At 65.2% G+C, this 23,423-nt stretch carries 18 protein-coding genes; 6 read left to right on the top strand and 12 right to left on the bottom strand.

The genetic code is table 11. The annotated features are described in order from the left end of the window. Nucleotides 1-140: 140 nt before the first annotated feature. From gyrB to rpsT, 7 genes are all read right to left on the bottom strand, one after another. Nucleotides 141-2,576: a DNA topoisomerase (ATP-hydrolyzing) subunit B gene (gene gyrB, locus GA0061098_RS23980; protein ID WP_091962129.1), complete on the bottom strand. Its 2,436-nt coding sequence runs from the start codon at nucleotides 2,574-2,576 to the stop codon at nucleotides 141-143. Between the two features lie 339 nt (nucleotides 2,577-2,915). Next, nucleotides 2,916-5,072 carry a hypothetical protein gene (locus tag GA0061098_RS23975; protein ID WP_091962126.1) on the bottom strand — a complete coding sequence of 719 codons (2,157 nt, stop codon included), beginning with the start codon at nucleotides 5,070-5,072 and terminating at the stop codon, nucleotides 2,916-2,918. Nucleotides 5,073-5,229: 157 nt separating this feature from the next. Beyond that, nucleotides 5,230-5,973 (bottom strand): hypothetical protein, encoded by a 744-nt coding sequence (locus GA0061098_RS23970; protein ID WP_091962122.1) that lies wholly within the window; start codon nucleotides 5,971-5,973, stop codon nucleotides 5,230-5,232. Nucleotides 5,974-6,092: 119 nt separating this feature from the next. Further along, entirely contained in the window at nucleotides 6,093-7,229 is a 1,137-nt protein-coding gene (gene recF / locus GA0061098_RS23965) for a DNA replication/repair protein RecF (protein ID WP_091962119.1), read from the bottom strand. Nucleotides 7,230-7,431: 202 nt separating this feature from the next. Then, nucleotides 7,432-8,550: a DNA polymerase III subunit beta gene (dnaN, locus tag GA0061098_RS23960; RefSeq protein WP_018319464.1), complete on the bottom strand. Its 1,119-nt coding sequence runs from the start codon at nucleotides 8,548-8,550 to the stop codon at nucleotides 7,432-7,434. 260 nt (nucleotides 8,551-8,810) lie between these two features. Then, a complete protein-coding gene (gene dnaA, locus GA0061098_RS23955; protein ID WP_091962116.1) occupies nucleotides 8,811-10,220 on the bottom strand; it encodes a chromosomal replication initiator protein DnaA in 1,410 nt (469 codons plus the stop codon). A 1,241-nt stretch (nucleotides 10,221-11,461) separates the two neighbouring features. Continuing rightward, nucleotides 11,462-11,728: a 30S ribosomal protein S20 gene (rpsT, locus tag GA0061098_RS23945; protein WP_018319466.1), complete on the bottom strand. Its 267-nt coding sequence runs from the start codon at nucleotides 11,726-11,728 to the stop codon at nucleotides 11,462-11,464. A gap of 378 nt (nucleotides 11,729-12,106) precedes the next feature. Between rpsT and GA0061098_RS23940 the strand changes: the two genes are divergently transcribed. The 3 genes from GA0061098_RS23940 (at nucleotide 12,107) to GA0061098_RS23925 (ending at nucleotide 14,268) form a co-directional block, all read left to right on the top strand. Then, nucleotides 12,107-12,424 carry a hypothetical protein gene (locus tag GA0061098_RS23940; protein WP_028139549.1) on the top strand — a complete coding sequence of 106 codons (318 nt, stop codon included), beginning with the start codon at nucleotides 12,107-12,109 and terminating at the stop codon, nucleotides 12,422-12,424. A 151-nt stretch (nucleotides 12,425-12,575) separates the two neighbouring features. Further along, nucleotides 12,576-13,232: a peptide-methionine (S)-S-oxide reductase MsrA gene (msrA, locus tag GA0061098_RS23935; protein WP_091962113.1), complete on the top strand. Its 657-nt coding sequence runs from the start codon at nucleotides 12,576-12,578 to the stop codon at nucleotides 13,230-13,232. Nucleotides 13,233-13,521: 289 nt separating this feature from the next. Then, nucleotides 13,522-14,268: a polysaccharide biosynthesis/export family protein gene (locus tag GA0061098_RS23925; protein WP_091962105.1), complete on the top strand. Its 747-nt coding sequence runs from the start codon at nucleotides 13,522-13,524 to the stop codon at nucleotides 14,266-14,268. A gap of 1 nt (nucleotide 14,269) precedes the next feature. On the opposite strand, the gene GA0061098_RS23920 is transcribed toward GA0061098_RS23925, so the two are convergent. The 4 genes from GA0061098_RS23920 to GA0061098_RS23905 form a co-directional block, all read right to left on the bottom strand. Beyond that, on the bottom strand, nucleotides 14,270-14,752 hold the full coding sequence (locus GA0061098_RS23920; RefSeq protein WP_091962102.1) for a hypothetical protein: 483 nt from the start codon (nucleotides 14,750-14,752) through the stop codon (nucleotides 14,270-14,272). Nucleotides 14,753-14,977: 225 nt separating this feature from the next. Beyond that, on the bottom strand, nucleotides 14,978-15,649 hold the full coding sequence (locus tag GA0061098_RS23915) for a dienelactone hydrolase family protein (protein ID WP_091962099.1): 672 nt from the start codon (nucleotides 15,647-15,649) through the stop codon (nucleotides 14,978-14,980). Nucleotides 15,650-15,814: 165 nt separating this feature from the next. After that, on the bottom strand, nucleotides 15,815-16,156 hold the full coding sequence (locus GA0061098_RS23910) for a hypothetical protein (RefSeq protein ID WP_091962096.1): 342 nt from the start codon (nucleotides 16,154-16,156) through the stop codon (nucleotides 15,815-15,817). Nucleotides 16,157-16,178: 22 nt separating this feature from the next. Continuing rightward, nucleotides 16,179-16,943 carry an alpha/beta fold hydrolase gene (locus GA0061098_RS23905; RefSeq protein WP_091962093.1) on the bottom strand — a complete coding sequence of 255 codons (765 nt, stop codon included), beginning with the start codon at nucleotides 16,941-16,943 and terminating at the stop codon, nucleotides 16,179-16,181. Nucleotides 16,944-17,432: 489 nt separating this feature from the next. On the opposite strand from GA0061098_RS23905, the gene GA0061098_RS23900 reads away from it, so the two are divergent. From GA0061098_RS23900 to GA0061098_RS23890, 3 genes are all read left to right on the top strand, one after another. Continuing rightward, nucleotides 17,433-17,924, top strand: a complete 492-nt coding sequence (locus GA0061098_RS23900) for a (2Fe-2S)-binding protein (protein WP_028139556.1) — start codon at nucleotides 17,433-17,435, stop codon at nucleotides 17,922-17,924. Beyond that, nucleotides 17,921-20,206 (top strand): xanthine dehydrogenase family protein molybdopterin-binding subunit, encoded by a 2,286-nt coding sequence (locus tag GA0061098_RS23895; protein ID WP_091962090.1) that lies wholly within the window; start codon nucleotides 17,921-17,923, stop codon nucleotides 20,204-20,206. Before GA0061098_RS23900 ends, GA0061098_RS23895 begins: the two co-directional genes overlap by 4 nt. A gap of 376 nt (nucleotides 20,207-20,582) precedes the next feature. After that, nucleotides 20,583-21,677: an HD-GYP domain-containing protein gene (locus tag GA0061098_RS23890; RefSeq protein ID WP_091962088.1), complete on the top strand. Its 1,095-nt coding sequence runs from the start codon at nucleotides 20,583-20,585 to the stop codon at nucleotides 21,675-21,677. A 134-nt stretch (nucleotides 21,678-21,811) separates the two neighbouring features. Here the strand turns inward: GA0061098_RS23890 and GA0061098_RS23885 are convergent, their stop codons facing one another. Continuing rightward, nucleotides 21,812-23,392, bottom strand: coding sequence for an AMP-binding protein (locus tag GA0061098_RS23885; RefSeq protein WP_091962535.1), 1,581 nt, complete (start codon nucleotides 23,390-23,392; stop codon nucleotides 21,812-21,814). Nucleotides 23,393-23,423 lie beyond the last annotated feature (31 nt).

Below are 23,423 nucleotides of genomic sequence, written 5' to 3'. Positions count from 1 at the left end.
CGGTGGGATCGTCGAAATCTAGGGAGAATGTCCCCGCGAGGAGAGAGCCCCCACCCGGCGCTTCGCGCCGACCTCCCCCGCAAGCGGGAGAGGTTGCAGTGAATGCGCGGCTGGCAGATCAACCCAAGATCGACAAAGCCTCAGATATCGATCGTCGCGCTGAGGGAATGCTCCTGGATGAAGTCACGGCGCGGTTCGACCACGTCGCCCATCAGCTTGGTGAAGATGTCGTCGGCCTCGTCGACCTCCTTGACCTTCACCTGCAGCAGCGAGCGCACGTCGGTGTCCAGCGTCGTCTCCCAGAGCTGCTCCGGGTTCATCTCGCCGAGACCTTTGTAACGCTGCAGCGAGATGCCCTTGCGGCCGGCCTCGGTCACCGCCTCGAACAGGTCGACCGGGCCATGGACCATGTGCTCGGTATCCTTCCGCCGCAGCTTGCCGGAGCGGGCGTAGACGTCCTGCAGCTTCGTCGTGTACTCGTCGAGCTTGCGAGCCTCGACCGACCCCAGGAACGCATCGTCGATCACAGCGGCTTCCTTGACGCCGCGCACGGTGCGCTCGAACTGGAAGCCCTGTCCTTCCACATATTGCCCGATCCAGCCGCGCTCGACCTCCTCGGCCTGGTTGTCCAGCCGGCCCGCGATGTATTCTGCCGCGGCAGCGGCCTTCTCGGGATCGCCGTAGATCGCCTTGTTCAGCACGCCGGTGATGGCGGCCTGCTCGATGACCTTGCGGTTATAGCGGCTGTGCAGGTTGCGCAGGATGCTGCGGACGATGCGGGCGTCGTCGACCAGCGCGCGCAGATCGCGGCCGGACCGGTCGCCGCCGGTGCCGGGGATGTACACGCAGTCGTCGAGGCCGGCATCGATCAGATAGTCTTCCAGCGCGCGCTCGTCCTTCAGATACTGCTCGGACTTGCCGCGCGAGACCTTATAGAGCGGCGGCTGGGCGATATAGAGATAGCCGCCATCGATGATGTCGCGCATCTGCCGGTAGAAGAAGGTCAGCAGCAGCGTGCGGATGTGGGCGCCGTCGACGTCGGCGTCCGTCATCACGATGATCTTGTGATAGCGCAGCTTCTCGACCGAGAACTCGTCGCTGATGCCGGTGCCGAGCGCGGTGATCAGCGTGCCGATCTGCTCGCTCGACAACATCTTGTCGGGACGGACGCGTTCGACGTTGAGGATCTTGCCGCGCAGCGGCAGCACCGCCTGGAATTCGCGGTTGCGGCCCTGCTTGGCGCTGCCGCCTGCCGAGTCGCCCTCGACGATGAAGAGCTCGGACTTGGCCGGATCCTTTTCCTGGCAGTCGGCGAGCTTGCCGGGCAGCGAGGAGACCGAGAGCGGGCTCTTGCGCGTCAGCTCGCGCGCTTTTCGCGCAGCCTCGCGCGCGGCGGCGGCCTGGATCACCTTGCCGACGATCATCTTGGCTTCGCTGGGATGCTCCTCGAACCAGGCCTGGAGCGCCTCGTTGAGCACGTTCTCGACCACCGGGCGCACTTCCGAGGACACCAGCTTGTCCTTGGTCTGCGACGAGAATTTCGGATCGGGCACCTTCACCGACAGCACGGCGGTGAGGCCTTCGCGGCAGTCGTCGCCGGTCAGCGCGATCTTTTCCTTTTTCGCATTGGCCTCGGCATAGCCGTTGACCTGGCGCGTCAGCGCGCCGCGGAAGCCGGCGAGATGGGTGCCGCCGTCCCGCTGCGGGATGTTGTTGGTGAAGCACAGCACGTTCTCGTGGTAGCTGTCGTTCCACCACAAGGCCGCCTCGACGCCGATGCCGTTGGCTTCCGCGCGCACCATGATCGGCGCCGGCACGATCGCCTTCTTGTTGCGGTCGAGATATTTGACGAATTCCTCGACGCCGCCGGAATAGTGCATCTCCTCGCGCTTCTCGACCGCGTGACGCATGTCGGAGAGAGCGATGTTGACGCCGGAGTTGAGGAAGGCGAGCTCGCGCAGCCGGTGCTCGAGCGTAGCGAAATCATATTCGATGTTCTTGAAGGTTTCGCCCGAGGCCAGGAATGTCACCTCGGTGCCGCGCTTGCCCGGCGCATCGCCGACCATCTTCAGCGGTGCGACGGCATCGCCATGGGCGAACTCGATGTAGTGTTCCTTGTTGTCGCGCCAGATCCGCAAGCCAAGCTTGCTCGACAGCGCGTTGACGACGGAGACGCCGACGCCGTGCAGGCCGCCGGAGACCTTGTAGGAGTTCTGGTCGAACTTTCCGCCGGCATGGAGCTGGGTCATGATGACCTCGGCCGCCGAGATTCCTTCGCCCTTGTGGATGTCGACGGGAATGCCGCGGCCGTCGTCGCGCACGGTGACGGAATTGTCGGCATTGAGCACGACGTCGACGCGCGTGGCGTGGCCCGCCAGCGCCTCGTCGATCGCGTTGTCGACGACCTCGTAGACCATGTGGTGCAGGCCGGAGCCGTCGTCGGTGTCGCCGATATACATGCCCGGACGCTTGCGGACGGCATCGAGACCCTTGAGCACGCGGATCGATTCCGCGCCGTAATCGCTCGCGTTGGAGGGCTCGTTTTCGGCAGCGGGCTGCCGAGCAGGTTCTGTCATGAGAGGCCTTCGAGATGTCGCCCGAATCAGCGGCGCAAAAGGCGCTGATTTGCGAGCTATTTGTGCCACGAAAGAGGGCTTGCGCCTAGCGCAAAGTATCTTCCGCCAACCCTTTGACTAAATGGGGTTTTTAGGCCCGTTTTCAAGGCTTTTGAAAGCCCATTTAGAGGGCTGCAAAAAGCCCGATTCGAAGGCGTATTTCGGGGCGTTACACGGCGTGGTTTTTGCGGGCTCGGGAAGGGTGTCCAGAGGCGCCTTGTGAGGCGCATTCGCAGGCCGTCGTCATGCCCGGGCTTGTCCCGGGCATGACGATGCAGAGAGACCGGAAGCGCAGCAGCCTCAATACATCTGCAGCGGCAGCACGTCGCCGCTCGGCCCCACCAGGAGGCCCCACGCATCGCCGGCGGCGACGGTGAGGGTCTCGGTGTGGGCCGGGCGCCCGGGCATGCGCAGGGCGTACTGGTAGGTGCCCGGCGGCAGGTCGAGCATCGGGCCTTTCGGCGATTGCGGACCGCCGGCGCCGGCCGCGATCTTCACCGTCTGCTTGTTGATCGTCAGCGAGGCTTCCTTCGTCCCGATATTGCCGAGCATCAGTCTGGCCTGGCCGGGCTTCGGCATGATGTCGGCCTTCACAGCGGCATCCGGATTCTTCTGCGCCAGACTGACCGTGGTCTCGCCCTTGGCGCGGCCGAGCTTGAGCACGGCCGGGCCTTGCGGCGAGGTGAAGTCGATCTGTGCGCGTTCGGTGGACACGGTGGCGCCGTCGGCCTTTTCCTGCCAGCCGAGCTTGGAAAGCTCGGCCCGGTAGAAGGCCAGGACATCGCCGAGCGGGGCCGGGATGCTGGCTGCCAGCTCGCGGCGGAACGGCATCTCACTACCCGGCATTTTGGTGGTGGCGAGCGAGGTCGACGACCGCTGTGTCGGCACGGGGAGCTTGGATTCAGGGTCGGGCTGGAGCGGCTCGGAGGATTTGGCCTGCACTTCCGCGGTGGCCGCCGGCTTCGCGGCGGCCATCACCAGCCCCGATCCTTCGGCGCGGACATTCACCTTCGGTCCCATCTGCATCACGGTCATCGAGATCGACTTGCCGCTCTTGGAGAATTCCATCACCGCCATGTTGGGCTGGTTGATGACGGAGGGCTGCTCCTTCCAGCCGGCGGGCTTGAGCGATGCTCGATAGAACGCGGTGAGTGCCTTCACGCTCGATGTCGAGGAGAATTCCAGCCGGCCGTCGTCGCCCTCGAATTTCACGCCCTCGGCGGTCTCGGGCAGCGGCACCGGCGTGTTGCTGCCCGTGAGCGCAGTGATCGGCGTATCGGACAGGGCCGCGGCCTGCGTCTTGCGCCTGGCCTCATCGGCGGCAATGAGCTGCTGAGCCGCCCCCAAAGCATCGCCGAGGAACCTCGCGTCCGCCTCCTTCTTCGCCTTGGCGCGGGCCGCAAGGGCGGAGTCCTTCACCTGCGCGGTCAGACTGATCATCGTGAAATCATATTTGCGGCCGAGCCGCAGCACGCCGGTTTCCTCCGCCGATGAGACATTGATCGCGATCTCGTCGCCGGGCGCGAGCGGCGCGTTGCCGTCTTCCCGCCAGCCGCGCGCGGCGAACTCGCGGTGATAGAAGGCGAGCACGGCGGGCAACTCGGCCATCGCGGCGGCCGACATCTCGCGCTTGTTGGAGCTCGCGCTGCCAAGGGCTCTCGCCGACTTGGTCGGCTTCGGCCGCGGCAGGCCGGCCATGTCATCGTCGGCCTCGAGCTCCTGGGGCAGCGCGAACGGCGCCACCCGGATGTCGACATTGGTGCGGCCGTCGTCGCGTCGTGTCAGGGTCAGCATCACCGGCTTCTGGTAGATGTGCGTCGCGTCGCGATCGGGGTGGTCGTAAAAGACGCGCACGCCGTTCGGGACGGTCCCGTCAAGATCGGCGTTCGGCCAGCGCGAGGACGTTTCAGGCGTGAGCTTGCGCCAGCCGATCGCCGCCATGTCCTTCGTGAAGAACTCCGAAGTCGCCTCGAACGCACCGGGCGCGATGCAGCCGAGATAGGGTCGGGTCTCGTCGAACACGAGATCGGTCGCGCCGTCCGGAAACGGCACGTTCGCATAGATCCGGTTCGGCGTGTAGAACACGGCGGATTGGTCGGAGCGCCCGCGGGCCTGTGCGAAGGAGACGCGCAGCCCCTGCCGTCCTTTCTTGAAGGTCAGCGCGGCACTCTTCTCGTCCAGCGGATAGACATAGGGCACCCAGCCGTCGGCGCTCAGCAACTTCTTCGTGGCGTCGGACGTGGCGGCAAGCGCGGTCGGCACAGTGTAGATGACGCGATAGGTGTCCGGGCGCGTAGTATCCTCCACCGCGCCGTCCAGCCGCGGCAGCGTATGGACGTCGACGAAGCTTTCGTCTGCCGCGTCCGCGGGATACGACGTGCTCGCCATCGCGAGAACGCCGCAGGCAAGCAGCAGCCATCTTGCCGGGACTTGCGCCCCGCGCGGGATCATCGGCATCGTCAAACTCCTGGGTGTTGCGCGGGCCGTCGCCCTGCGCAGGGGCAGGCTGCGACACCTCGGCGCGCGGCCTCAGACGAGAAGTCGCGATGGGAACCGGAGAGGTTCAACGGACGGCGTACGAGCGGCGTCACGGGCCTGATCAGGCAGGCATGGCTCAATACAGCTGGAGGGGCGGCCAGGCGTCGCCGTCGCGCCCGATCGTGAGCTCCCAGGTATCGCCGGCGGCAAGGGTGAGGACGTTCGTGGTGGCTGAATGGTCCGGTACGGTCAGTTCGTAGGAATACTTGCCGGGCGCCAGATCCAGCGATACCGCATTGGCGCCGGCGGCGCGCTTGACGGTTCGTGCGTTGATCGTGAGCGCGGCGTTCCTCCCGCTGATATTGCTGAACACCAGTTTGGCCTGGCCGGGTTCGGGCATGATATTGGCCCGGGTCGCCGCATCGGCGTTCTTCTGCACGAGATGGATCGAGGTGCTGCTGTCCTTGCGGGCGAGCCGCAGTGCGGCCGGCCCCAGCGGGGAGGCGAAAGCGAGCTGGGCGTGATCGGTTGCGATCACCGCGCCATCCGGCTTCTCCTGCCAGCCAAGCTTTCCGAGCTCCGTGCGATAGAAGTTGAGGACGTCGCCGAGCTCTGCCGGCACAGTGGTTTCGAGCCTGGTGCGGAGCGGGGCTTCGACGCCGGGCATGACGGTGGTGTGGGTGCCTCGATAGAGGTAGCGGGTCGGCGCGGGCAGCCGCGCATCGGGATCCGGCGCGAGCGCGACTGAGAACAGTGGCGACAAATTCGATACCCAGGCGCCGGCGCTTGCCGCGAGCAGGCAGCTCGCGATCAGGGCGAGGCCGCACGCAAGAAGTTGCCATCGCGCGGGAGCTGTTGCCCCATGCCTTACCGTCGTCATGCCTACGCTCCAAGCATCGCGCGCGTGGGAAATCCTGCGCGATTGCACAACGGCGACACCGTCGGCGCCGCTTCAGACAGCTAGTCGCTGATGGAACAGAGCGGGTTCAACCCGGAGGCCTAGCGTCGCGACGAGACCTGTCCGCTCTCGACGTCGAAGACTTCGCCTCCAGCGCCGATCTCGGCGAAGGCGGCCGGATCCGCGCCGGTCAACCACACCTGCGCGCCGAGCTTGCGCAGCTCGTCGAACAGCGCGGCGCGCCTGCTAGGATCGAGATGCGCCACGACCTCGTCGAGCAGCAGCAGTGGCACGATGCCGGTCATCTCGGCGACCAGGCTCGCATGCGCCAGCACCAGCCCGATCAACAGCGCCTTCTGCTCGCCCGTGGACGCATCACGCGCGGGCATGCTTTTCGGCGCATAGATCACCTGGAGATCGGTGAGATGCGGGCCGTCGGTGGTGCGGCCGGCGATGGCATCGCGCGGACGGTTGTCGCGCAGGATCTGGCGGTAGCGATCCTCGACCGACGTCGCCGTCTCGGTCAGCAGCGCGTTCTCCATCCAGCCGTCGAGCGCGATCTGCGCCGAGGGAAAGGCGGAGGCCTGCGCGCGCGCATTCAGCATGCCGGTGAGCCTTGCTGCGGTCTGGCCGCGCGTCGCCGCAACCGCGACCGCAAGCTCCGCGGTCTCGCGCTCGATCGCGTCGCACCAATGGTCGTCGTAATTGCGGGTTTCGAGCAGGCGGTTGCGCGAGCGCAGCGAGCGTTCCAGCGCGTTGATGCGGCTGGAATGCTCGTTGTCGATGGCCAGCACCAGGCGGTCGAAGAAGCGCCGCCGCTCCGAGCCAGCGCCCATGAACAACCCGTCCATCGCCGGCGTTAGCCACACCATGCGGATATGGTCGCCGAAGGCCGTCGCGGACCCTACCGGCTCGCGGTCGATGCGGCAGCGCCGGCTCACCGCGCTGTCAGGCCGCGGCGCATCGATGCCGGTGCCGAGCGTGGCCAGCCCCAGCGCGCCCTCGACCTGCGCCGAGACGGCCCAGGATCCGTCGCCCTGGTTGTCGGCGACGTCTTCCAGCGTCGCCCGCCGCAAGCCGCGCCCGGGCGAGAGAAACGAGATCGCCTCGATGCAATTGGTCTTGCCCGCCCCGTTCGGCCCGACCAGCGCCACCATGTCAGCCGCCGTCTCGAGCCCCGCCGCCCGATAATTGCGAAAATGCGTCAGCGTCAGGCGATGAATGCGGGAGGGGGTCATGTTCTATTCGTCATGGACGCGCGGTCTCCCTTTGCGGGAGCATGCCGTAGGGTGGGCAAAGGTGCGCTCTTCGCGCGCCGTGCCCACGTCTCGCCGCGATCCGCGCCGCTGCATGGTGGGCACGCTTTCGCCTTCGCTCTTCGAGCTACGGCGCAAGCTTTGCCCACCCTACGGCTTCGATAGCTGGCCGAGAGAGCGTCCCTCACACCCGCATCGGCATCAGCACATACAGCGCGCTCTTGTCGTCCCGGTCTTGCACCAGGGTGGGCGAGCCGGGATCGGCGAGTCGGAGCGTTGCGACGTCGCCTTCGATCTGGGCGGCGATGTCGAGCAAATAGCGGGAGTTGAAGCCGATATCGAGGGCGTCGGAGGCGTATTCGACTTCGAGCTCTTCGGTCGCGCTGCCGGAATCCGGATTGGTCACCGACAGCACCAGCTTGCCCGGTGACAGCGACAGCTTCACCGCCCGGCCGCGCTCACTGGAGATCGTCGAGACGCGATCGACCGCGTTCTCAAAGTCCTTCTTGTCGACGACGAGCTCCTTGTCGTTGCCCTGCGGAATGACGCGGCCGTAGTCGGGGAAGGTGCCATCGATCAGTTTCGAGGTCAGCACGACGTTACCGATCGTAAAGCGGATTTTTGCCTGCGACAGCTCGATCGTCATCTCGGCGTCGGTGTCCTCGATCAGGCGCTGCACCTCGCCGACGGTCTTGCGCGGCACGATCACGCCGGGCATGCCCTCGGCGCCCTTCGGCTGCACCAAATCGAGCTGGGCGAGGCGATGCCCGTCGGTGGCGACGCCGCGCAGGGTGGCAGCCTTAGGCGTGCCCGCGGCGTGCAGGTAGATGCCGTTGAGATAATAGCGGGTCTCCTCGGTGGAGATCGCGAACTGGGTGCGGTCGATCAGCCGCTTGACGTCCTTGGCAGCCAGCGAGAAGGAGTGCGACATGTCGCCGGCGGCCAGATCCGGGAAATCATTCTCCGGCAGGGTCTGCAGCGTGAAGCGCGAGCGGCCGGCGCGGATCGCCAGCACCGCGCGGTCGCCGTCGGCCTCCAGCACGATCTGCGAGCCGTCCGGGAGCTTGCGCACGATGTCGTAGAACATGTGCGCCGGCACGGTGGTGGAGCCCGCGGTCGCGGTTTCCGCCGGCAGCGTCTCCGTCACCTCGAGGTCGAGGTCGGTCGCCTTCAGCGACAATTTGGCGTTCTCGGCCCGGACCAGCACGTTGCCGAGGATCGGAATCGTGTTGCGGCGCTCGACCACGCGGTGGACGTGGCCCAGTGACTTCAGGAGTTGCGCGCGTTCGACCGTAACCTTCATTGCACTACTCGCCCGATCCCCAAAATGAAGAAGCCGGGCGGTCGAAAAGCCCCGCCGCGGCACCGATGACCCCGGCAGGTCAGGGCCATCCAACCGATATGACCAAAGCCGCCAAGGTCGCGCAAGGTGGCTCGGATGGCCCCCGGATTCAAGGGATCGGGGGCCAGTTCCGCACGATTCCCACGATTTACCGCCCAAACGAAAACCGCCGCCCAGGCATGGCCGGGGCGGCGGGGGAATGGCAGGAGCGCCTTAGGCGTTTATTCCTGAAGCTGGCGCTTCAGCGACTCCACTTCCTCTGATAGCGCGGTGTCCTTGGAGACCAGGGCCTCGATCTTGCGCACGGCGTGCAGCACCGTGGTGTGGTCGCGCCCGCCGAAGCGGCGGCCGATCTCGGGGAGCGAGCGCAGGGTCAGCGTCTTGGCGAGATACATCGCCACCTGGCGCGGGCGCACCACGTTGGCGGTGCGGCGCGAGGAGAGCAGGTCGGAGCGGCTGACATTATACTGCCGCGCCACCACGCGCTGGATGTCCTCGATCTTGATCCGCTTCGGCTCCTGCGGCCGGACCAGGTCGCGCACCTCGTGCTCGGCCATCTCCAGCGTCACCGGCCGGTTGTTGAGCTTCGAGTGCGCCAGCAGGCGGTTGATCGCGCCTTCGAGGTCGCGGCCGTTATGGGTGATGGTGCGCGCCAGATAATGCAGCACCTCCTCCGGCACCTCGAAGGTCGCATGATGGGCGCGGGCCGCGGCGACGCGCGACTTGAGGATGCCGTGGCGCAGCTCTTCGCCGAGCGAGCCCATCTCGACCACGAGGCCGCCGGCGAGCCGCGAGCGGACGCGGTCGTCGAGGCTTTCGAGATCGGACGGCGGCCGGTCGGCCGCGATCACGACCTGGCGGCCGGCATCGATCAGCGCGTTCAGCGTGTGACAGAACTCGGCCTGCGTCGACTTGCCCTGCAGGAACTGCAGATCGTCGATCACCAGCACGTCGATGCCGCGCAGCGCTTCCTTGAAGGCCAGAGCCGTCTGCGTCTTCAGCGCGGCGACGAAGCCGTACATGAATTTTTCTGCCGTAAGGTACAGCACCTTGCGCTCGTTGCCGGAATTGCCGGCCCAGGTCACCGCCTGGAGCAGATGCGTCTTGCCGAGGCCGACGCCGGCATGGATGTAGAGCGGGTTGAACATCACGGGGTCGCCGCGGCGACCTTCTGCGACCTGGCGCGCGGCTGCATGCGCCAGCGTGTTGGAACGGCCGACGACAAAGCTCGCGAAGGTCAGGCGCGGATCGAGCGGCGAGCCGCCGAGCGCATCATGATTGGCCGACACCGGCGCGGTCGCGGTCGAGCGCAGCTCCGGTGTGGGCGTGCGTCGCGTCTCGACCGGCGCGGGGGCTTCCTTCGGCTGCATCACCGGGCGCACGGCCGAACGCACCGTGAGGTCGATGCGATGCACTTCCGGCATCTCGGCCTGCCAGCACGACAGCACGCGCTCGGCATAATGAGCCTGAATCCAGCTCTTCAGGAACCGGGTCGGCACCGAGAGCCGCACGCTCTCCTCCTGCACGCCTTCCAGATCCATGCGCGCAAACCAGCTCGTGTAAACGTCTTCGCCAACGCTCGAGCGCAGCCGACCCTTCACGCGCGACCAGCGATCCTGTTCCATTGTCATCGTCAGAAAACTTCTCTTGAGAGATAAGGTTGCGTGGTGAGCGCCAAGCAGGGTTTCCTGTCATGGCGCGACCTCAAGCGAGTCCATCGTCAGGCATAGCTCGACCGTTCGGCGCGAACGCCGCAGGTCAGATCAGCGATGTCGGAGATGGAGAGTTCGCGAGGTCAGCGCGTACTCGACGCGCCCTCGCATGTGGGAGGCTGAACGCTGGACGGATCGGAGACGGCATCGTTGAACGATGGAACTTGTGTCAATACCGCGTTGAATCCGTAGGACATGATACCTCCCCGTCCTGCCGTGATCGCTCACGACAAGGTCCTGCTTCTGAAGACGCCCGCGACGAAAATCGCTGATGCCCCTGCCCGTCTGCACTGCTCGTCCGCTCGGCTTCGCCATCGCTCTTGTCGGGGTAACTTTGCGATGTCCGTGCGCCTCGCGAGATCGGGATACGCAATATCCCGCTAGGAGACATTCAGACAAAGAGATACCATTCCCATATTGCTATGGGTTTTTGATCCGACATTCGCTTTTTGAAGCGTCGCCTACGTGCACACCGCCGCCGATTTGCACGCTCGCCCCGTTTCCTAAACCGCGCTGGTCTGAAGATCGTGGACGCCGCTGACGACTTAAGGAATACACTATGCGGAAAGACTCGCAACGAAATTGATTCACACTTGAGGCGTCAAAAAACTTGACCTCGGTTAACGCCGCGCGGGAGTTGTTCACAGGCTCGGAAGCAAGTTTTTGGATTCGTGCACAGAATCGAGAATGCCGGGCATCATGTGACAATTCTCCGTCACTGCTAAAAAAATTTTTACAAATTCGTCACGCGCCGGACGTGTCGGCGAATTTTCCAAATGCTTGAGGTCGCTATGTCGATAAGTGATTAGCGAGACATCGCTTTTTGAGTCTCGTTTCACAGGGTAACTCCACAGCCACGCGCGTTCCGGTGAATCTACGGTGTGCAGAACTCCTGCGCGCGCGAATTCATCTTAGCCCCGCAGCACAGGGGTTTTTGCAACGCGGTGAAAGTTTCCACTGTTGCAAAACATCGGCAGGTAGAACTACGGAACGAAGAATAGCGCAGGCGGTGCAAACCTTCCGATCGAAGATCGACTGTGGCGTGACCGGTTGAGTGAATATGACGGGCAACAAAAAAGCCCGGCGCGATGCCGGGCTGTTTGACGCGTGCGATGTTCGATCGGATCGGCCGACCGATTGGTTCGCCGTTACCTGGCTCGTTACTTGGCGAGCTTGGCGATCTGCGCGGTGAGGCGCGAGACTTTGCGGCTGGCGTTGTTCTTGTGAATGATGTTGCGCTGGGCGGCGCGCATCAAGGCGGGCTCGGCATTCGCCAGCGCCTTCACGGCAGCGGCGCGGTCGCCGGTCGCGATGGCTTCTTCGACGTTACGCACGGCACCGCGCATCTGGGTGCGGCGCGACTTGTTGACGGCGGTGCGGCGGGCGATCTTGCGCGTCGCTTTCTTGGCGGAAGTGGTATTGGCCATGGTCTCAATATCCTTTGCGGGTACCGGTCGCGTCTTGGTCGGGTAGCGCCGGCTTGCTTGACCGCGGAATCGACGCTCGGATTTAGGGTGTTCGGTTGCTAGGCTGTCCCCGGAACATGAGGCCGCAAAGAGCTCTAAGCTCAAGGAGCCTGCAACTGCTCAAAGAACAGCGGCGGCAGGATTGCGCCCGCCGCCAGTTGGCGCCCTTATAGAGAGGGTCTTCGGCACCGTCAACGCTTTCCAGGCTGGAAAAGCGGCCCCCGGGGCCCTCCAGGGGCGTCGTAACGCCCTGAAGAGGTTGAATTTCTGCCGTCTCCCGGCTATTGGCTGGCGGCGTTTTGTCGGCTCCTCCGATCGGACGACCATATAAGGTGAGGCATGATCCGCGGTTTTTTCCGACTGATTGGGCTGTTGCTGCTCGCTGGCGGGTTCATCTTCATGGTCTATGACGGCGCCCGCTGGGTGGCCGACCAGACCCTCAAATTCACCCGGTTCGGCCAGTTCTGGAACGACATCAATCAGGCCAGCCAGTCGGCATTCCGCACCTGGGTCGAGGCCAAGGCGCCCTGGCTCTGGACCTCGGTGATCCGCCTGCTGCTGGATCAGCCGGTGTTCGCCGTCCTCGGCATTCTCGGCATCCTGCTGATGATCCTGTTCCGGCCGCGGAAACCGCTGATCGGCTACTCCCGGGATTGATCTTCAATTCCCGCGATTGAGCGCTCGCGAGGCGTGCGGCGTAACAAGGCTGCCCACGCCAGCGTAGATCCCTATATTCCCACCTGATCGCGAGCACGCCGCCTGAGCATCTGGTTCGGACGACGGACGGCTCGTCTGCGGAGATCCAATCATGCTGTTCATGCGCAAGACCACCGCGTTGCCGAGCGCAGCCGAGGCGCTGCCCGGCCGTGCGCAAGCCATTCCGACCGCGACCTTCCATTTCGTCAACGGCAGCAAGCTCAAGCCGCCTTATCCCGCCGGCCTCGAGCAGGCCGTGTTCGGGCTCGGCTGCTTCTGGGGCGCCGAGCGCAAGTTCTGGCAGCTCGGCGACGGCATCTACACCACCGCCGTCGGCTATGCCGGCGGCCACACGCCGAACCCGACCTATGAAGAGACCTGCTCGGGACGCACTGGTCACACCGAAGTGGTGCTGGTCGTGTTCGATCCGAACAGGATTTCTTACGAGACGCTGCTGAAGACGTTCTGGGAGAGCCACAACCCGACGCAGGGCATGCGTCAGGGCAACGATGTCGGCACGCAATATCGTAGCGCGATCTATACCTATTCCGATGCGCAGAAGAAGGCGGCCGATGAGTCGAAGGCGCTCTATCAGAAGGCGCTCGCAGCCAAGGGCCTCGGTGCCATCACCACCGAGATCGCGCCATCAGGCGAATTCTATTTCGCCGAGGACTACCATCAGCAATATCTGGCGAAGAATCCCGCCGGCTATTGCGGCTTAGGGGGCACCGGCGTGTCCTGCCCGATCGGCGTCGGCGTGAGCGCGTAAGCGAGACGACGCATCTTGCTTACCCTCCCCTGGAGGGGTCCGGGACGAGCGTAGCTCGCCCGTAGGTCGGCTCACATTGAGCGCAGCGAAATGTGAGACGGGGTGGGGTGACGGTCTCTCCACATCCAACAGCGCCCGAGTGGAGAGATCACCCCACCCCGCTCGCGCTTCGCGCGATCGACCCTCCCCCTCCAGGGGAGGGTGCGACGGTCACTGCCGCCCCGCTCAACGCTTTATTAACCATAACCGGTGCATCACTTAAGCCGTCTCGTTTCGAGGGATTGGTCCGGTGCCGGTTGCACGCGCGTTTCGATGGTCGATCTTGGCAGCGTCCCTGGCAGCGTCCGCCGCGCTGACCCTTGGCGGCTGCATGCAGACCGCCGGCCCCGTCGCGGTCATGCAGCCGCGCGCCGATCTCGATTCCATGGCCTATGGCCAGCCCTACGGTGCGCCGCAACCGGTTGTCGTCGCTGACGGCGGCGGCGCCATCGGCGCGCTGCGCAATTCCTTTGCCTCTTCGCCCGCACCCATGCCGGTCGGCTATGCCGCGCCGATTGCGGCGCCGGTGCGCTATGACGCCTCCTACCATCTCGACGCCGGCGACAAGCTCCGCGTCGTGGTCTACGGCCAAGAAGGTCTCACCAACAGCTATGCCATCGACGCCGGCGGATCCATCACCATGCCGCTGATCGGTGCAGTGCCGGCCCGCGGCCGCACCACGGCGGGCCTTGCCGGCGAGATCGCCGCGCGCCTGCGCAACGGTTACATCCGCGAGCCCTCGGTCGCGGTCGAGATCGAGGCCTATCGCCCGTTCTTCATTCTCGGCGAAGTCACGGCGCCCGGCCAATATCCTTACGTGCCGAACATGACGGTCGAGAGTGCGGTCGCAATCGCCGGCGGCTTCTCGCCCCGCGCCAAGCGCGACGTGGTCACCATCACGCACACCGAGAACGGCGGCTCCATGCGCGCCGTGGTGCCGCTCGGCACCCCCTTGAACCCCGGCGACACCGTGTTCGTCGGCGAGCGCTGGTTCTAGCTCACCGTCTGAAATCCAGCCGCCCGTCCGGAAAGCATCCGTCGATCCTGTTAGCGTCGACCACGCGCCCGACCCAGGGACGTGTGATCGCCGGCGTGGTCAGGTTGACGTATTTTCCGACCAGCCGATCCGCGCCCTCGCGCGCGGCCTCGATCAGCCCGTGCCGGCGGCCGTTGTCCCAGTCGAAGCGCAGATAGATCCGGCTGCCCGTGATGCGCACTTCCGCGCGCCCTTGTTTCCACGTCTCCGCCGTGTCGCCGGCGATGGTCGGATCGGCGCCGCCATTCCAGCGGCTCGCCCAGATGCCTTCGAGCGGATCCGATCGCGCCGCGATCGCTGCCCACGCCGCCGCATTGCCGTCCGCGGCATCGCCAGGCAGCGTGGCCGTCGCGGCATAATCCATCACCTCGGAATCATCGGGTGAGGGGACATCCATGGTTCCGAACGGATTGCGGATGACGAGGTGCGTGATGGCTTGCGGCATGGCGGTCTCCGGCGTGAGTTGGCTCGATTGGCCAGCTCTATCGCCGGGCGGCAGGATGCAGCCACCCGATTCCTGCTCTCTCCCCTCGTCATTCCGGGGCGCGCGATAGCGCGAGCTATGGTGCGCAATTGCGCACCAGAGAATCCATAACCACGATCGGGAGTATGGATTCCGGGCCTGCGCCTATCGGCGCATCCCGGAATGACGGTGGAGAGAGGCGGGGCTCTATTTCAAATGCTTCGCGAAAAGGTCCATGCTGCGCGGCCAGGCGATGTCGGCGCTGGCCTTGTCGTAGCTCGCGCGCTCGTCGCAATGGAAGCCGTGCTGGGCGCCCGGATAGACGAACACCTCCACGTCCGGCCGCTTCGACTTGATGGTCTCGACGTCGGTCAGCGGGATGCCTGCATCCTTCTCGCCGAAATGCAGTTGCGTCGGCACCTTCGGCGTCTCGTCGGCGAAGCGCACGACCGCGCCGCCGTAATAACCGATCGCAGCCTTCAGTCCCGACAGCCGCGTCGCCGCGACAAAGGCGATGCTGCCGCCCAAGCAAAAGCCGATGATGCCCACCGGACCCACGCTCTTCACCGCATCGATCGCGGCCTGGGTGTCGCGCAGCATCGCGGCCCAATCGGGGCTGGCGACGAACTTGCGCGCTTCGGCGATCTCATCGGGCGAATAGCCCGACTGGAAGCCTGGCGCGGTGCGGTCGAAGATCGAGGGCGCGATCGCCACATAGCCTTCCCCGGCGAGGCGGTCGCAGACCGAGCGGATGTGGTGATTGACGCCAAATATCTCCTGGATCACCACCACCGCGCCCTTTGGCGTACCACCGGGATCGGCGCGATAGGCGCCAAACTGGAAATTGTCGGAGGCCGTCAGCTTGATGTCTTGTCCCACGCGGGTTGTCCTTCTTGGTTGTCACGGAATTCACTCCCCTCCCTCATCCTGAAGGAGCGCGCTCTTCGCGTGCGTCTCGAAGGATGCAAGGCCGGGATGCAGCAGCGGGGCCTTTCATCCTTCGAGACGCTTGCTGCGCAAGCTCCTCAGGATGAGGGGCAGTACCTATTCCCACATCCAGTTCTCGCCGTAATCCTCCTTCCATCCTGCCAGCCGTCCATGACGGAATTGCAGGAACAGGCGGTGGCGGTAGGGGATCAAGCCGCTGCCGCCGATGTTGCGCAGCGCGAGATAGATCTCGTTGCCGGGACGTCCGCGCACATATTGCAGCGGCTGCCCGAGAGCGCGGGCGCTCTGCTCGGCATCCATGCCGAAGGCGAGCGGCGTATTGTTCGACAAGGTCGTGACGAAGGGCTGGCGCGGCGGCACCGCGCCGAAGGGCTCGGCCTGCGCCGCCGACGATAGCAGCGCCGCCATTGCGCCCGCCGCGAAGATCGCTCGCATCATGGTACGTCTCTGATTGCTTGGCCTATGCCGGCAAGTTCTTCAGGAAAGGCTGGACCGCGTCAACAAAAGCCTTGGGTTGATCGATGTTGACGGCGTGGCCGGCCGCGGGGATCACGACCTTTTGTGCGCCGGGGATTTTTGCCGCCATGTAATCGGACGCGGCCAGGAACGGCGTGTCGTCGGCGCCGACCACGATCAGGCAGGGCACCTTGATGTCGGGCAGCAGCTCGATTACGCGCGCATCCCGCTGGGTCAGCATGCCGCGCGCGGCGAGCGTCAATCCCCTGGCGTTGCGATGGTTCGCCGTAGCGCGCTCGCGCGTCGCCGACTTCAGCATGTCGAGACCTTCGCGATCGAGCTTGTCGGCCGTGCCAAGCGCCCGCGCATTCCAGGCCTCGCGCGCGTCGTCCTTCTTGAAGCCGGGGCCGGTGTCGATAATCAGCAGCGCACGGGCGGCTTGCGGATAGGTGCGATAGAACGCGAGCGACATGTAGCCGCCGAGCGAGAGACCACCGATGATCGCGCGCTCAGCGCCGACAGCGTTGAGGATCGCCGCCATGTCGCCGACCGTCAGCGCTTCGCTATAGGCGTTGGGATCATCGGGATAATCGGACTGGCCGTGGCCGCGCATGTCCCACAGGATCAGCGTGTGATCCTTCGCGAGCGCATCGACCTGCCCATGCCACATCGCCGACGTCGAGGAATACCCGTGGGTGAGCAGCAGCGGCGGGCCGTTGCCATGGATCTCGTAGTAGATATTGACGCCGTCTCTGTTGATCTTCGGCATGTCTCCACCCCTTCTCGTTTCTTGTTATATCGCGCCTCGACACCGGTGCACCCTCTCCCCTTGTCTTGTGGGAGAGGGTGGCTTCGCGGAGCGAAGCCGGGTGAGGGGTTCTCTCCTCACGAATGGTCTTGCGAGCGGAGAAACACCCCTCATCCGGCGTTTCGCGCCACCTTCTCCCGCAAGGGGAGAAGGGGCACCTGCATCGACGTTGCACTCTAGCCTGCCAAGTTACCTGGAAGAAACTGCCTGAACGCGATGGCACGCATGTCTGACGCACGCGCTGTTGTGTCCAGTGGCTGCGTCGGCGCCGTTGGCGCGGCGCACAACGAGCAAGTGCAGAGGCGGTTTTTTCGACTCGTTCCAAATTGCATTTGCCACGGCACGCGAACCCGATCATTCTCGCCGCCAAGGCTGACGCCAGCCCGGTGGGCGTCCGCTATTCAAGTTGCCGCCGTAAGCGGCTTCATGCACCGGCAGGGGAAGACGCCTATGCCAACACTCACCATCAACGGGCGGAGTATGTCCGTGGATGCGGCGAACGACACGCCGCTCCTCTGGGCCATCCGCGAGCAATTGCAGATGACCGGCACCAAGTTCGGCTGCGGTGCCGGGCTGTGCGGGGCCTGCACCGTGCACGTCAACGGCGAAGCCGTGCGCTCGTGCCAGACGATGGTCGGCGATGTCGCCGGCAAGAAGATCACCACCATCGAGGGCCTCTCCGCCAAGGGCGATCATCCCTTGCAGAAAGCGTGGGTCGCCGAGCAGGTGCCGCAATGCGGCTATTGCCAATCCGGGCAGATCATGCAGGCGGCTTCGCTGCTGTCGAAGAATCCCAATCCGACCAAGGAAGAGGTCGTGGCGCATATGGACGGCAATCTCTGCCGTTGCATGACCTATTCGCGGATCCAGAAGGCGATCATGCGCGCCGCATCCGAGATGCGCACCGCGTCCGCCTCCGGCAACGAACGGAGGCCCACATGAACGAGCACGTCAAGAACATCAGCCCCGCGACGACCGATCTCAGCCGCCGCTCCTTCCTCGTCGGCACCGCCGCAAGCGGCCTCGTGCTCGGCTATGCCGGCGTACCCGGCATCGATTCCGCCTCGGCTGCGGCTCCCACCAATTTCGAGCCGAGCGTCTGGTATGCGATCTCGCCGGATGGTCTCGTCACCGTGACCTGCGGCAAGGCCGACATGGGCCAGCACATCGCCTCCACCATGGCCCAGATCGTCTGCGAGGAATTGGGCGCGAAATGGAGCGACATGCGCGTCGCGCTCGCCTCCAACGATCCGAAGTTCAACGATCCCGTGCTCGGCGCGCAGATCACCGGCGGCAGCTGGTCGACCATGATGAACTTCGAGGCGATGAGCCGCGCGGGCGCCGCGGGTCGCATGGCCATGACCGAAGGCGCGGCCGCTGCGATGGGTGTGCCGGCGGCGGAACTCGTGGTGCGCGATTCCATGATCGTGCATCCGAAGTCGAAGAAGCAGATGTCGTTTGCCGACATCGTCAAGAGCGGCAAGGCGACCAAGACGTTCACGCCGGACGAGCTGAAGGCGATCAAGCTGAAGACGCCGGATCAGTACACCATGATCGGCGTGTCGGTGCCGCAGCTCGACATTCCCTCCAAGACCAATGGCACGGCGAAATACGGCATCGACGTGATGCTGCCGGGCATGGCCTATGGCGCGGTGGTTACCCCGCCGGTGCGGTTTGGGGCCACGGTGAAATCGGTCGACGACAGTGCGGCGAAGAAGGTGCCGGGCTTCATCAAGGCCGTCACCCTCGACGACAAGACCGGCACGACATCGGGATGGGTCGTCGCGGTCGCCGGCACCTACGCCAATGCCAAGAAGGCCGCGGCGGCGCTGAAGATCGCCTATGACGGCGGTCCGAACGCGAAACTGTCGAGCCAGTCGCTGCTCGATGAAGCCAAGCGGCTTCAGGGCCTGGAGGATTCCGGCCAGTTCTTCGTCAAGGACGGCGATCCCAACGCGGCCTTCGGCTCGGCGGCCAAGGTGGTGGAGGCCGAGTACACCACCAGCATCAACATCCACGCGCCGCTGGAGCCGATGAACGCCACTGCGGAGTTCAAGGGCGACATCCTGCACATCTATTCCGGCAACCAGTTCGCGACGCGCTCCGGCGCGATCGCTGCGGGTGCAGCCGGGATCGATCCGAAGTTCGTCGTCATGCATCAGCATTGGCTGGGCGGCGGCTTCGGCCGGCGTCTCGATGCCGACATGATGATTCCCGCGGTGCAGGCGGCGAAGGCGATCGGCAAGCCGGTCAAGGTGATCTACACGCGCGAGAACGACATGACGATGGATTTCTCGCGTCCGCTCACCTACCAGAAAGTGAAGGCCGGCGTGGACGGCGACGGCAAGCTCGTCGCGCTCAGCCACGACGTGGTCTCGGCCTGGCCGACCGCGCGCTGGGGAATCCCCGATTTCCTGACGCCCTCGGTCGACAAGAAGGGGCCGCTCGATAGCTTCACGGTGAACGGGGCCGACTTCTTCTACACCGTGCCCAACCATTATGTGCGCGCGATCAAGAACGAGCTCGCGCACAACGCCACGCCGTCCGGCCAGCTCCGCTCGGTGGCACCGGGCTGGACCTTCTGGGCGGTCGAAAGCATGATCGACGAGATCGCGGCTGCCACGGGCAAGGATCCCGCGCAGTTCCGCATCTCCCTGCTCGACGGCGCCGGCAAGAACGATGGCGGCGCGCAGCGGCTGCGCAACACGCTGCTCGCCGCGATGGGGCTGTCGGGCTACGGCACCAGGCCATTGCCGAAAGGCGAGGGCATGGGGGTTGCCTGCGTCTCGTCGCAGGAGCGCGCAACCGCGAGCTGGACGGCGTGCGTCGCCCATGTCGCGGTGGCGCCGTCGGGCGCGGTTACCGTGAAGAAGCTCACGGTCGCAACCGACGTCGGCACGCAGGTGCATCCCGACAACATTCGTGCCCAGGTCGAGGGCGCGGCGCTGTGGGGCCTGTCGCTGGCGATGTACGAGAAGGCAACGCTGAAGGACGGTGGCATCGAGCAGACCAATTTCGATAGCTACACGCCCTTGCGCATGAGCCAGATGCCGGAGGTAGCCATTGCCGTGATCGCCAATGGCGAGAAGGCCACCGGTGTCGGCGAGCCCGCGGTGACGGTGGTCGCCCCCGCCATCGGCAACGCCATCTTCAACGCCTCTGGCGCCCGCGTGCGGGCACTGCCGATCACGGCGGAGGCCGTGAAGGCGAGCATGAAGGCGTAACGCCGAGCGTGATTGCTGAATGAGACGATCCGCCGGAGGGCAACCTCCGGCGGATTTGTTTTGGATCTCTCTGCATCCGGTACACCGTCATGCCCGGGCCTGTCCCGGGCATCCACGTTCTTCGTGCTCCGGGGTCAAAGGCCGTGGATGGCCGGGACGAGCCCGGCCATGACGGTAAAATTCCCCTTATCTTTCAATGCCCCGTCTACTGTGCATGGGGTTGTTTTTCGCGGTTTTAAAGTTCCTCTTCTGGAACCCGAAGTCCCTAAAATTGCGCCCGATTCCAGAAGGTTCCATTGAGCACGCCTCTTAAGGGCCGGAGAACCTGATCCGGCTTAGGCTGACGCCAAATCCAATCCCGTGCTTTGGGGAAGTCATGAACGCCTCAGCCAAAACCGCCGCCAAACGCCGGCTTCTGCTCGCCTCCGACCGGAGCGACGAGAGCACCGAGCTCGCCAGCATCCTGAAGGCGGTCGGCGATGTCTCGACGGTGACGACGCAGGGGATTCCCGAGCAGCCCTCGCGCGATCTGTCCGGCCTCGTGGTCGATATCAACCTGCGCTCGCCCGAGAGCGTGCAGCGGGTGCGCAACAAGCTGCGCAGCGACGCCTATCGTTCGATGCCGCGGCTGTTCGTGCTCGCCGATGCCCTGCATCACGGCACCATGCAGGCCTGGGCACTGGGCGCCACCGACACCATCTCGCGGCCGCTCCAGGCGGACGCCATCCTTCAGCGCATCCGCGCTGCCTTCCCGGACACCGCCGCCTATGACGCGACCGACCGCGGCAAGACGCTCAACCGCGGCGTCGAGGCGGCGCACGCGGTGCTGGCGAAGATGTTCGAGAAGCTGCCGCTCGGCGTGCCCCTGACCTTCGACGACGTGATTGCCGCCGAGAGCAAGATCCTGAAGGCGATCAAGCATTCCTCGCTGCGTGAATGGCTCACCACGGTTGGCTGCCACCATGTCGGCAGCTACCGGCACTGCCTGTTCGTCACCGGCTTCGCCGTCTCCTTCGCGCAGCACCTCGGCATGCGCGAGGACGACCAGCGCCGCCTGACCCGCGCCGCGCTGCTGCACGATGTCGGCAAGGCCTTCGTTCCCTCCGCGCTGCTCGACAAGCCCGGCAAGCTCTCCGACGATGAGATGGCCGAGGTCCGCCAGCATCCGCGCCGCGGCTATGACGCGCTCGCCGCCCAAGGCGGCTTCCCGCCGGAGATGCTCGACGTCGTGCTGCATCACCACGAATTCCTCGACGCCTCAGGCTATCCGAACGGCCTGTCGTCGAACCAGATCAGCGACATCGTGCGTCTGACGACGATCGTCGACATCTACGCCGCGCTGGTCGAGAAACGCGCCTACCGCATGCCCTTCACGCATTCCCGTGCGTTCGGGATGATGGAAGGCATGGGCGGCAAGCTCGATCAGCAGCTGCTGCAGGCGTTCAGGCCTGTGGCGCTGGGGTCGTTCTAGCGCAGCGTTTTCCGCTGCCGTAGGGTGGGCAAAGGCGCAAAGCGCCGTGCCCACGAGCTCTCTCCGATCACACTTTGAATGGTGGGCACGCTTCGCTTTGCCCACCCTACGGCAGCGCGCCGTGTGGCCGCGCGCTACCCCACCAACTTCCTCAGCTCCGCCTTCGCCACCTTCTCCAGCGTCGAGCGCGGCATGTCGTCGACGAACCGGATCTCGCGCGGCACCTTGAAGTCGGCAAGGCCCTTGCGGCAGGCTTCCATCACGCGCTCGTGCAGGTCTGGCGCGGCGCCTGCAACGCCGGCCTGCGGGATGATGAAGACGACCGGCACCTCGTCCAGCATCGGATGCGACTTGGCCACCACGGCAGCCTCGCGCACGCCCGGTACCAGCGCGATCACCTGCTCGATCTCGGAGGCCGCGACGTTCTCGCCGCCGACCTTCAGCATGTCCTTGGCGCGGTCGCCGAACTTGATGTAGCCGTTTTCCAAACGCTCGACGCGGTCGCCGGTGAGGAAGAAGCCGTGCGCGTCAAAGCTCTCGCGCGTCGCTTTCTCGTTGTGCAGATATTCGGCGAACAGCGACAGGCCGGGGATGCCCTTGATCGCGAGATTGCCGGTGCCGCCGACCTCGGTCGGCCGTCCCTCGTCGTCGGTGATGCGGATTTCATATTCAGGCGCCGCGCGGCCGATCGACATCGGTATGTTGGGCTGGTCGACCTCGCCGACGATGCCGTGGGTGATAGTCTCGGTCATGCCCCACCAGCCGATCATCTTGACGCCGAAGGCGGCAAAGGCCGGCGGCTCGTTGATCGCGGTGCCCCACAGGCGGAATTTGTGATCCCTGGGGATCTCCTGCTCGAGCAGCGCCTTTATGCAGAACGGAATCGTCGAAGTCCAGGTCGCGCCGTGCTTGCGCGCGACGCCCCAGAACCGGCTGGCCGAGAAGCGCGGCTGGATCGCGCAGGTGGCGCCGACCCACAGCGTCGCCAGCATGGAGTAGGCGAGGGCATTGGTGTGGAACAGCGGCAGATAGGTCTGGTGCACGTCGCTGGCGTGCAGGTCCTCATGCGCGGCGTTGATCTTGGCGCCCCACAGCGCGTTGGCGTGGGTCCACAGCACGGCCTTGGGGCGCGAGGTCGTGCCCGAGGTGTACTGCACGCTGCACGGCGCCAGCGGATCGGCCGGGCGCCTGGGGCGGTCGGCACTGTCGCCGAACAGGGATTCAAAACTGTCGCCGCGCGAGACGCCGTGTGCGGGCGCTGCGCCCGCATCATGCGAGGTCACCGCCATCCAGCTTATGTTGCGGCAGTTCTGCGCGACAATCTCCGCATAGGCCGGCTGCGTGATCGCGGCGACCGCGCCGCAATGATCGGCAAAATACGCGATCTCGGCCGGCGCCGAGCGGGTGTTGGTGGTGACCGCGATGCCGCCTAGCTCGACACAGGCAAACCATGCCAGCAGCGCCTCGATGCAATTGTCGAGATGAATGAGCACATATTCGCCCGGCTTCACGCCGCGCCGTGCCAGCCCTGCCGCGAGCGCGCCGACCCGCTCGTGAAATTCGCCATAGCTCCAGCGCCGCGCCGGCGCATCGAACGGCGCCCAGATCAGGAACGGATGATCACGCCGCACCTCGGCGCGCATCCTCAAGAGCCAGGGTACGTCGAGCCCGTCGAATGGGCCGACAATCCCGGCCGCGGTCTGGTGAAGTGGCATGGATCCTCCCCGTGCAGCCTGCATCTTGATG

This window comes from Bradyrhizobium shewense (genome assembly GCF_900094605.1).
Classification (GTDB): Bacteria; Pseudomonadota; Alphaproteobacteria; order Rhizobiales; family Xanthobacteraceae; genus Bradyrhizobium; species Bradyrhizobium shewense.
This window is presented reverse-complemented; position numbering and strand designations above follow the sequence as displayed.